Below are 11,122 nucleotides of genomic sequence, written 5' to 3'. Positions count from 1 at the left end.
CCGGGAACAAGGGGTCCAAGACTCCCGGGGTGGACCGTGTCACCGTGGCACGGATCAGTTCCGGGGTCGGGGTGGAGGAGTTCCTGCGAAACATTCGAGCCCAGTTGAGGGCTGGAGAGTTCAGGCCTGAATCGCCCCGGGTCTGGTGGAGGCTCTCAAACCAGTGAAGGATGAGAGTCATGTCAGCACCGAGGAAGTACAGCGTCGAGCTCCAGCAGCGGGCGACGCGGATGGCGTTGGATGCGAGGAAGGATCCCGAGACGAGTCGTGGGGCGATCAAACGGGTCGCGGACCAGTTGGGGGTCCATCCCGAAGCGTTGCGGAACTGGGTCCGGCAGGCCGAGGTCGGCGGCGGGAGCCGTCCCGGGCTGAGCACGGATGACCAGGCCCGGATCACCGAGCTGGAACGCGAGGTCCGGGAGCTGCGACGCGCGAACGAGATCCTGAAGACGAGCGCGGCTTTTTTCGCGGCCGCGGAGCTCGACCGCAAGATCAGGTAGCCACTCGGGAGGTGCCGGTCGCGGTGGTTGTGGACTACATCGACACCCACCGCGATCGGATCGTCGAGGGCCGTGCACTCGGAGTCGAGCCGATCTGCCGCGTCCTGCGGGACGCTGGCGTGCAGATCGCTCCGAGCACCTACTACGCCACCAAGCACCACACACCCTCGGCGCGCGCGCTCCGCGACCAGGAACTGACGAAGGAGATCCGAACCGTGCACACCAAGAATCTGGGCGTCTACGGCGCGCGGAAGGTCCACGCCGAGCTTGTCCGGTCCGGCCATCAAGTGGCTCGCTGCACGGTGGAGCGGCTGATGCGGGCCGAAGGACTGCGCGGCATCCCACGGGCCAAGCACGCCTTCACCACCCGCTCCGATGGCGCGGAAACGCCTCGACCCGCGGATCTGGTCGAGCGCGCGTTCGTCGCGCAGGCACCCAACCAGCTCTGGGTGGCGGACCTGACCTACGTCCGCACGCATGCCGGCTGGGTCTACGTCGCGTTCGTCCTGGACGTGTTCTCCCGGATCGTGCTGGGCTGGCAGGTCTCCACCTCGCTGCGCACCGACCTCGCCCTCGACGCCCTCGACATGGCGCTGTGGGCACGCCGACGCAGCGGCGCCGATCTGACCGGTTTGGTCCATCACAGCGACCGCGGAGTCCAATATCGAGCCATTCGCTACACCCAGCGACTCGCCGACGCCGAGGCGGTCGCGTCCGTCGGCAGCAAGGGCGACTCCTACGATAACGCGATGGCCGAGGCGCTGAACTCGCTGTTCAAGGCCGAGTGCATCCGCAACCCCGCGATGCGACCCACAGGCGGCTGGAAGCACGTCGGCGACGTCGAGATCGCCGTGGCCGAGTACATCGACTGGTACAACCACCGCCGCCTCCACGGCGAGCTCGGCCACGTCCCGCCCGTCGAGTTCGAGACCAACTACTGGTCCCGACACCCCACCACCCACTACCGTGAGGAGAAGGTCCTCACCGAGGCCTAAACCAACTAACCGAGTCTCCACCGATCCCGGGGCGATTCAAGTTCCGCGTCAGCGGGATCTTCGGCGACGTCTACCTGCTCTCGCGGCCGGCCTCCGTCCTCTTCGACTACTTCACCACCACGACGATCGACACGACGGGGGCCACGGTCGAGATCCGGGGGCTCTACCGCGGCAAGTCCGTGCCGACCTCCGCCGAACTCACCGACGCCGATGGGACGCGCGTCGCAAGCGGTGAGTTGCAGGAGTTCTCCGGCGACGACACGTACACCCACCGGGTCCAGCTGCGCGTTGAGGACCCGCAGCTGTGGACCGCCGAGAATCCTTACCTCTATACCCTCACCCTCACCTCACCGCAGGAGGTCGTCACCGACCGCGTCGGCATCCGTGAGATCACGGTCGTGAATGCCGTCGTCCACGTCAATGGGCAGCCGATCAAGCTGCGCGGCGTCAACCGCCACGACTCCGACCCGGTCACCGGCCCGGCCATCGACCTCGATCACATGAAAACCGACCTGCGGTTGATGAAGCAGCACAACATCAACGCGGTGCGCACCGCTCACTATCCAAACGCGCCGCGCTTTTACCAGCTGTGCGACGAATATGGATTCTTCGTCATGGGCGAGGCCGACAACGAGAGCCACGGCACCCAGTTTCAGTTCCTGGAGGACCCCTCCTTCGCGAATCAGGTCGAACACTGGAACGAGCCGATCGCGGACAACCCCGAGTGGATCGAGGCGACCCTCGACCGCACCCGACTTTGCGTCATCCGTGAGAAGAACCGCCCGAGCATCGTCATGTGGTCGGCGGGCAACGAGGGCGCATACGGGTGCACTTTCGAAGCCGCGCTCGCGTGGATGGCCGAGTTCGACCCCACCCGCCTTACGCACTACGAGAGCGCCTTCTACCGTAACAGCAAGCGGAAGTACGACTACTCGAACATCGACCTCTACAGCCGGATGTACCCCGCGCTGCACGAGATTCACGAGTACCTCGATTCCGACCCGGACAAGCCGTTCATCCTCGTGGAATACAGCCACGCCATGGGCAACGGCCCCGGTGACCTCGAAAACTACTGGGAGATCATCCGGGCCGACGAGCGCATGTGCGGCGGCTTCGTGTGGGAATGGTGCGACCACGCCGTCTACAAGGGCAAGGCCGACAACGGCAAGGACATCTATTTCTATGGCGGTGACCACGGCGAAGACATCCACGACGGCAACTTCTGCATGGATGGTCTCGTCTACCCCGATCGCACGCCCCACACGGGTCTGTTGGAGCTCAAGAACGTCCACCGGCCTGTCCGCGTCCTCGGGTTCGACCAGCACACCGGCCGGCTCACCCTGCGCAACGACATGGACTTCACCGATCTGCGCGATCACATCTACCTGACCTGCGGAGTCGTTTGCGACGGCGAGGTGGTCAAGACTGTGCGCGTCGATCTCGACGAGAGCGTGCCGCCGCGGTCCGAGACAACCGTGACGCTCACGCCGACCGTGCCCGAGGCGGGCACCTGCCACCTGCTCGTGACGTCTCATCTGAAGGGCGAGGTGCCATTCCTCACGGAGGGGCATGAGCTCGGCTTCGACGAACTCGAGCTGACCACCGCCGATGGACGCAACCAGAGGGCGGTCGCTCTCCTGGAGGGCACCGAGCCGGGCTCGGGCCGGTTGCGCGTCACCGAGGACGCCTCCTCCATCACCGTCGAGTCCGAGGCGTTCCGGTACGCCTTCGACACGCGCACAGGGCTGCCCCAGACCATGACCCTCGGCGGTCGGGATCTGCTCGATGCTCCCGCGCAGATCAATATCTGGCGGGCACCGACGGACAACGACATGAACATCAAAGCCGAGTGGAGACGCGCCCACTACGACGCCGCCTCGGCACGCGCCTACTCCGCAAGCGTCGAGCCAGGCGCGGATGCGGTGACGCTCACCTTCCCCCTCGCGGTCGTGGCGCCCACGATCCAGCCGATCCTGAAGGTGGAGGCCGCCTGGCACGTGAACACCTCCGGTGCGGTGCAGGCGTCCCTCTCAGTGAGGCGTGACCCTGCCTTTCCGTCGCTGCCCCGCTTCGGGATCAGGCTGTTCCTGCCTAAGGAGATGTCGCAGGTTACCTATTGCGGCTTGGGTCCGTTCGAGAGCTACGTCGACAAACGCCGAGCTTCCCATCACGGCCTCTTTAGCTCCGACGTATTCCGCCTGCACGAGGACTACCTGCGTCCGCAGGAGAACGGCAGCCACGCGGACTGTGACTACGTCATCGTGGCCGGAGGCGGTCTGTCCCTCACCGCCGTGGGGAGCGAGACCTTCTCCTTCAACGCCTCCCCTTACACGCAGGAAGAGCTGGCGAGACGTGCCCACAGCTATGAACTCGTACCGGCGGGCAGCACCGTTTTGTGCCTGGACCACGCCAACGCCGGGATCGGGTCCAACAGCTGCGGTCCTGAACTCCTCGAAAAGTACCGCGTGGATGCCGAGACGTTCCGGTTCGACATCACCCTGATTCCCACCATCGAGCAGTGAACTAGTGAAGGGTAACAACGACGTGCCTGCCACCCAAGAGAAGACGTACCTCAAGTGGTACAACAAGATCGGTTATGGATCGGGCGATGTCGGCGGGAACGTCGTGTATGCGTTCCTGTCCGCGTTCGTCATGATCTACCTCACCGATGCCGTGGGCTTGAACCCAGGCATCATCGGCACATTGATCATGGCCTCCCGGATTTTCGACGGGGTCAGTGACCTCTTCTTCGGAAACCTCATCGACCGCACGCACACGAAGATGGGCAAGGCACGTCCGTGGATGTTCTGGGCGTACTTCGGTTGCGCCGCCACGCTCATCGCCACCTTCGCGATCCCGACCAACGTCGGCCAGACCGCGCAATACGCCTGGTTCTTCATCGCCTACACGCTGCTGAACGCGGTCTTCTTCACGGCCAACAACATCGCCTTCTCGGCGTTGACGGCGCTCATCACCAAGAACGGTGCCGAGCGTGTGCAGATGGGCTCCATCCGCTTCATGTTCGCCTTCGGGACGAGCATGCTCATCCAGACCTTCACCGTCGCAGGTGTGCAACAGTTCGGTGGCGGCGCCGAGGGCTGGCGCACGATCGCCATCATCTACGCCGTGATCGGGCTAGCCGTGAACTCGCTGTCGGTGTTCTCGGTGCGCGAGCTTTCGCGCGAGGAGCTTGCGGACCGGCCGGGCGCCCACCATGACCCCGCGGAGCTCGCCGAGGTGGAGGTGACCAGCTTCAAGGAGGCCGCGAAGCTCGTGGTGGCCAACAAGTACTACCTCATCATCCTACTCGTGTTCCTCCTGGCGCAGATCTTCACCGCGACGCTCAACACGGGGATCTACTTCATGACGTACATCCTCGGCGACGCGAACCTTCTCGGAGTCTTCGCGTGGGCGATCAACGCGCCGTTGATCATCGGTCTGCTCTTCACCCCGTTCCTCGTGAAGCGGTTCGGTGAGATGTACCGGGTGAACATCACCGGGTATGTGATCGCGGTCGTCGGCCGGCTCGGTGTTCTCGTCGCGGCGTACATGGGCAGCATTCCCCTCATGCTCCTCTTCGCGGGCCTGGCCTCGCTCGGGATGAGCCCGCTGCAAGGCACGTTGAACGCACTGATAGCCGAGGCGTCCGAGTACACCTACCTCACCAAGAACCGGCGCATCGATGGGGTCATGTACTCCTGTACCTCGTTCGGCGTGAAGCTGGGCGGCGGAATCGGGACGGCACTGGCAGGATGGCTGCTCGCATGGAGTGGCTACGTCGGTGGTGCGGACACGCAGCCGGAGTCCGCGCTGCAGATGATCAGCTTCATGTACCTGTGGCTCCCGGCCATCATGAACTTCATCATCCTGCTGCTGCTGACGCGCCTCGACGTGGAGAAGGCCAATAGGAGGGTCAAGGCGGAGATCGCCGTCACCGCGTGACGCCTCGCGCTCTTTCCGAAGACCCTGCTCGAGTCTGCTTCTTCACGGGATGGTTGTGCTGGGGTTCCGCAGCTGATTTCGTGGAAAGAGAGCGGATCGGGGGTTGTGGGGGATTGCGTGATCAGCTGCTGACACGTCGTGTCACTAGGGGCGGGGGTTTGCCCTGGTCAGGTGCCTTTGGGGTCCAGGTGGAGGATGCGCGGGGGTGGGGTCAGGTGCAGCGCGCTGAAGGCTTTGGAGGCCAATAGGAGGGTCAAGGCGGAGATCGCCGTCACCGCGTGACGCCTCGACCCACGACACCACCGACTTACCCATCTCAAGAGATGAAGGAAATGCATCCATGATCGCCACTGCTCCGCTGTCGGAGTTCTTCGAGGGGTTGTTCGGCGTGGAGCCGTCCGGGTTCTGGGCGGGGCCGGGTCGGGTGAACCTGATCGGCGAGCACACCGACTACAACGACGGGCTCGTGCTGCCCTTTGCGATCGACAGGCAAGCGGTGGCAGCGATGCGCCTGCGCGGGGACCGAAGGGTCCGGCTGGCCACCGACTACGTCGACGGTGTCGTCGAGACCACCCTGGACCGGATCGGACCCGCTGGGCTGTCGGGCTGGTCGGCCTACCCGCTGGGCGTGGTGTGGGCGCTCGGCGAACACGGCGCCGACCTGACGGACCTGCCCGGATTCGACCTCGCGCTCATTTCCGACGTCCCGATTGGCGCAGGCCTGTCGTCGTCGGCGGCGATCGAGAGCGCCGTGGCCGTCGCCCTCAACGACCTGTGGGAGCTCGGCCTCGACCGCCGCTCGCTCGCACGTGTGGGGCAGCGGGCCGAGAACGTCGTCGTGGGGGCCCCCACCGGCATCATGGACCAGTCGGCGTCCCTGCTGGGCGAAGCCGGGTGCGCGGTGTTCCTCGACTGCCGCAGCCTGGAAGCCGAGACCATCCCCCTGGGCCTCGAGGGCGCCGGGCTGGAAGTGCTGGTCATCGACACCCGTGTCAGCCACGCCCACGCTGACGGCGGCTACGGCTCTCGCCGGGCCGCGTGTGAGGCCGGTGCTCGCGCCCTCGGGGTGACGAGCCTTCGCGATGTTTCGCTGGCCCAGCTGGACGCCGGCCGGGAGCTGTTGGACGACGTGACGTTCCGGCGGGTCCGCCACGTGGTGACGGAGAACGAGAGGGTGCTGGAGACGATCCAGGTGCTGCGATTGGAGGGGCCCACCGGGATCGGCGCCCTCCTGGACTCCTCGCACGCCTCCATGCGCGATGACTTCGAGATCTCGACGCCCGAGCTCGACCTGGCCACCGACGTCGCCCGCGCCCATGGCGCGATCGGTGCGCGCATGACCGGAGGCGGGTTCGGCGGCTGCGTGATCGCCCTGGTGCCTGTGGACGCCGTCGCGACGGTGACCGACGGCGTCCGGGAGGCGTTTGCCTCTGCTGGGTTCACCGAGCCGGGCACCTTCAGCGTCCGCCCGGTGGCCGGCGCCGGCCGGATCGAGGTGACGCCATGACGTCGTGGCTGGTGACCGGTGGGGCGGGCTACATCGGCTCTCACGTGGCCCGGGTGTTCGCCGAACGGGGCATCGGCGTCGTCGTGGTGGACGACCTGTCCAGCGGACACCGGGAGTTCGTCGACCCCGGCGTCCCGTTCGTGGAAGGGTCGATCCTGGACGGCGACCTGCTCGGTCGCACGTTCGCCGCGCACGACGTCGAGGGCGTGATCCACATCGCCGGCTTCAAGTACGCCGGCGAGTCGGTCAAGCGTCCGCTGCACACCCTCCGGCAGAACGTGGTCGGCACCATGGTCCTGCTAGAGGAAATGCAGCGGGCGGGGTCGGAAAGGTCGTGTTCTCCTCCAGCGCGGCCGTGTACGGGACGCCCGACGTCACCCTGGTCACCGAGGACACCCCCAAGGACCCCCAGTCGCCCTACGGTGAGTCGAAGCTGATCGGGGAGTGGTTGCTCGCCGATCAGGCGAGAGCGACCGGGCTGGCGCACACGTCGCTGCGCTACTTCAACGTCGTCGGGTCGGGCTACCCCGACCTGTACGACACCAGCCCGCACAACCTGTTCCCGCTGGTCTTCGACGCACTCCTCGCGGGCAGGACACCTCGCGTCTTCGGCGATGACTACCCGACCCCCGACGGCACGTGCGTGCGCGACTACGTCCACGTCCACGACCTCGCCCTCGCCCACGTGACCGCCGCCGAACGGCTCACCGCCGGCGCCCCCGTCGACGCCGCATACAACCTGGGCAGCGGCAGCGGGGTCTCGGTCGCCGAGATCATGACCGCGATCGCCGACGTCACCGGCATCCAGTTCACCCCCGAAGTCGCCCCCCGCCGTGCCGGCGACCCGCCCCGAATCGTCGCCAACGGCGACCGGGCCGCCCGCGACCTCGACTGGGCGATGCGTCACACCCTGATCGACATGGTCGCCAGCGCCTGGCAGGCGCAATCGAGAGGACCCCGCCGATGAACGACACCCGACCCACCGAGCCCGGGCTGGCCCAGGCCCTGGAAAAGATGCGTGCCGCTGGCGCGGACGACGCTGCCCGCACGGTCTTCGCGCACTACTACCGCCTCGCCGCCACCGGCGAGACCGGCCTGATCCCCGAGGAGACGATCAGCCCCCTCACCGACGTCGAACGCCTCGCCGACGTGGACGTCGACGAGACGCAGGCACACGACGCTCTCGCCCAGACCGTCATGATCAAGCTCAACGGCGGCCTCGGCACCTCCATGGGCCTGGACCGCGCCAAGACCCTGCTCCCCGTCCGAGACGGGCAAACCGTCCTCGACCTCATCGTCGCCCAGGTCCGCCACGCGCGGGAGCGCTACGACGTGCGACTCCCCCTGCTGTTCATGAACAGCTTCCGCACCCGGGCCGACACCCTCACCCACCTCGAGCGGTACCCCGACCTCGCCGCCGACGGGCTACCCGTCGACTTCCTGCAGAGCGCCGAACCCAAGATCCGCGTCGATGGCCTCGTCCCCGTGACCTGGCCCGCCGACCCAACCCTCGAATGGTGCCCACCCGGCCACGGCGAGGTCTACACCCGCCTCGCGTCCTCCGGCGTCCTCGACGCCCTGCTCGAGCGCGGCTACCGGTACCTCACCATCGCCAACGGAGACAACCTCGGCGCCGCCCCCGACCCGCGCCTCGCCGGTTGGTTCGCCGCCACCGACGCCCCCTACGCCGCCGAAGTATGCCTTCGCACCGCGAACGACCGCAAGGGCGGACACCTCGCCGTCCGCCGCAGCGACGGCCAACTCATCCTCCGCGACACCGCCCAAACGCCGGCCGACCAGATGCACTACTTCACCGACGAACACCGCCACCGATACTTTCACTGCAACAACCTGTGGCTCGACCTGCAACGCCTCCACGACCGCCTCAGCCAGTCCGGGCCGGTACTCGGCCTGCCCCTCATCCGCAACGAAAAGACCGTCGATCCCACCGACCCCACGTCCCCCCGCACCCTCCAGCTCGAGACCGCCATGGGGGCCGCGATCGAGGTCTTCCCCGGCGCTCGTGCCATCGCCGTCGAACGCGGCCGGTTCCTCCCCGTGAAGACCACCAACGAACTGATGCTGCTCCGCTCCGACGTGTTCACCCTCGCCGAGGACGCCCGGCTGGTCACCGACCTCCCCAAGCTCCCCGGGATCCACCTCGACCCACGCCACTACAAGACCATCAACCAGTTCGACGAACGCGTCCAGATCGTCCCCTCCCTGCGCGACGCACGATCCCTGCGCGTCCGCGGCGACTGGACCTTCTCCCATCCCGTCCACGTGACCGGGGACGCCACCCTCGAAGACAACGGACAACAACAGTCAGTACCACCCGACCTCCACTGAACCCGTCGCCCCCCGCGTCCGACGGCTGGCCCCGGCAGTCGCCGAGGTCCGGCCGGGCCGGACGGTCACCGTCGACGATGACTCATCGCGGCGCTCGGCTCCCTGACGGCTGCGGTGAGGTCGTGGGGGCAGCCGGTGCGGCAACAGCATGGTCAGGCCAGCCGCGCCCCGCCGGAGACCCAGGGTCAGCAGTCGCCTCGGGTCACCATCGATCGTCGCTACCTCGATGGGGCCCGACCCCGGTCAGAGTCTCCGAGGTCGATGTCCGACTCTGGGCATGACAGCGAAGTCACGACCCTCGCAGATCAGCTACCCCTGCTTACGCGGGACTGTCGGAGTAACGGTGTGTGGGGGTCCGGCCTGATCCGAAAGGAGATGGCCGTGACTGACACGACCGAGATGACCGAGATGATCGACCCCGTGACGGGAGAGATCATCGATCAGAAGCAGCTCGCCGAGCAGCTGCTCGCCCAGGCCAAGGCTCAGGGAATGTCCCTGGTCGGCCCGGGCGGGTTGTTGTCCGGGCTGACCAAGCAGGTCCTGGAGACCGCGCTGGAGGCGGAACTGACCGAGCACCTGGGCCACGAGCACGGCGCAGCGCCGCTGGGCCCGAACATGCGCAACGGCACCCGGTCGAAGACGGTGTTGACCGAGATCGGGCCGGTCGAGATCGAGGTGCCCAGGGACCGGGACGGCTCGTTCACGCCGGTGATCGTGCCGAAGCGGAAACGGCGCCTGGACGGGATCGACCAGATCGTGTTGTCGCTGTCGGCCCGCGGCCTGACGACCGGTGAGATCGCCGCCCATTTCGAGGAGGTGTATGGGGCGAAGGTGCCCAAGGACACCATCAGCCGGATCACCGAGAAGGTCGCCGGAGAGCTCGCTGAATGGTCCAGCCGGCCACTGGACCCGCTCTATCCGGTGATCTTCGTCGACGCGATCGTGGTCAAGGTCCGCGACGGCCAGGTCCGCAACACCCCGTTCTACGTGGTGATGGGCGTCACCACCAACGGCGAACGAGACATCCTGGGGATCTGGGCCGGCGACGGCGCCGAGGGCGCCAGGTTCTGGCTGCAGGTGTTCTCCGAGCTGAAGAACCGCGGCGTCGACGACGTGCTGATCGCCGTGTGCGACGGGCTGAAGGGACTGCCGGAGGCGATCACCACCACCTGGGACCGCACCGTCGTCCAGCAGTGCATCGTCCACCTCATCAGAAACTCGTTCCGCTACGCCGGCCGGCAACACCGCGACGCCATCGTCAAGGCCCTCAAGCCGGTGTACACCGCCCCGTCGGAGGCCGCGGCCAGGGATCGGTTCGCCGAGTTCGCCCACGATTGGGGCGGGCGCTATCCGGCGATCGTCAGGTTGTGGGAGAACGCGTGGGCCGAGTTCGTGCCGTTTCTGGAGTACGACGTGGAGATCCGACGCGTGATCTGTACGACGAACGCGATCGAGAGCATCAACGCCCGTTACCGCCGGGCGGTGAACGCCCGCGGCCACTTCCCCAACGAGGCCGCCGCGATGAAGTGCCTGTACCTGACCACCCGATCGCTTGACCCCACCGGCCACGGAAAGGCACGCTGGGTCGTCAGGTGGAAGCCCGCCCTGAACGCCTTCGCGATCACCTTCGCAGGCAGGTTCGAGAGAGCCACTCACTAGAAACCGCCGGGCCTCACACACCGTTTATCTGACAGACCCTAGTTGTACTGACCACGGAGATTGAGTACGCGCGGCGGGTCTGCTGGACATAGGGGAAGACCTCTGAGTGAAGTGTGGGACTTACGACAGAACCCATTTCACGAAACAGAGGTCTTCCATGCCCCACCGTA

Annotated in this window: 6 protein-coding genes and 1 pseudogene; all 7 read left to right on the top strand. The window is 66.5% G+C overall.

Annotated features, from left to right (window positions below; all coding sequences use genetic code 11):
- Nucleotides 1-179 precede the first annotated feature (179 nt).
- The 7 genes and pseudogenes from WBL05_RS07370 to WBL05_RS07340 all read left to right on the top strand — a co-directional run bounded on the left by WBL05_RS07370 (nucleotide 180) and on the right by WBL05_RS07340 (nucleotide 10,952).
- A protein-coding gene (locus WBL05_RS07370) for an IS3 family transposase (protein ID WP_424224834.1) occupies nucleotides 180-1,495 on the top strand; the annotation gives its coding sequence in 2 pieces (ribosomal slippage) (nucleotides 180-474 and nucleotides 474-1,495; 1,317 coding nt in all).
- 23 nt (nucleotides 1,496-1,518) lie between these two features.
- Complete coding sequence (locus WBL05_RS07365) at nucleotides 1,519-4,017, top strand: glycoside hydrolase family 2 TIM barrel-domain containing protein (protein ID WP_424224836.1); 2,499 nt, start codon at nucleotides 1,519-1,521, stop codon at nucleotides 4,015-4,017.
- A 4-nt stretch (nucleotides 4,018-4,021) separates the two neighbouring features.
- The gene (locus WBL05_RS07360; protein ID WP_424224832.1) at nucleotides 4,022-5,437 is read left to right on the top strand and encodes an MFS transporter; all 1,416 of its coding nucleotides are present in this window, start codon (nucleotides 4,022-4,024) and stop codon (nucleotides 5,435-5,437) included.
- Between the two features lie 340 nt (nucleotides 5,438-5,777).
- On the top strand, nucleotides 5,778-6,944 hold the full coding sequence (galK, locus tag WBL05_RS07355) for a galactokinase (protein WP_424224830.1): 1,167 nt from the start codon (nucleotides 5,778-5,780) through the stop codon (nucleotides 6,942-6,944).
- A pseudogene (gene galE / locus WBL05_RS07350) lies at nucleotides 6,941-7,911 on the top strand (UDP-glucose 4-epimerase GalE). Before galK ends, galE begins: the two are co-directional and overlap by 4 nt.
- The gene (locus tag WBL05_RS07345; protein WP_424224829.1) at nucleotides 7,908-9,293 is read left to right on the top strand and encodes a UTP--glucose-1-phosphate uridylyltransferase; all 1,386 of its coding nucleotides are present in this window, start codon (nucleotides 7,908-7,910) and stop codon (nucleotides 9,291-9,293) included. The pseudogene galE and the gene WBL05_RS07345 overlap by 4 nt, the downstream one beginning before the upstream one ends.
- 399 nt (nucleotides 9,294-9,692) lie before the next feature.
- The gene (locus WBL05_RS07340; protein WP_424224835.1) at nucleotides 9,693-10,952 is read left to right on the top strand and encodes an IS256 family transposase; all 1,260 of its coding nucleotides are present in this window, start codon (nucleotides 9,693-9,695) and stop codon (nucleotides 10,950-10,952) included.
- Nucleotides 10,953-11,122 lie beyond the last annotated feature (170 nt).

Origin of the sequence: Brooklawnia sp., from assembly GCF_049651565.1 — a bacterium.
GTDB lineage: Bacteria > Actinomycetota > Actinomycetes > Propionibacteriales > Propionibacteriaceae > Brooklawnia.
This window is presented reverse-complemented; position numbering and strand designations above follow the sequence as displayed.

Excerpts from the sequence above, each read along its gene's own strand:
- WBL05_RS07345 (WP_424224829.1), top strand. The coding sequence starts at position 7,908 with ATGAACGACACCCGACCCACCGAGCCCGGGCTGGCCCAGGCCCTGGAA.
- WBL05_RS07340 (WP_424224835.1), top strand. The coding sequence starts at position 9,693 with ATGACCGAGATGATCGACCCCGTGACGGGAGAGATCATCGATCAGAAG.
- galK (WP_424224830.1), top strand. The coding sequence starts at position 5,778 with ATGATCGCCACTGCTCCGCTGTCGGAGTTCTTCGAGGGGTTGTTCGGC.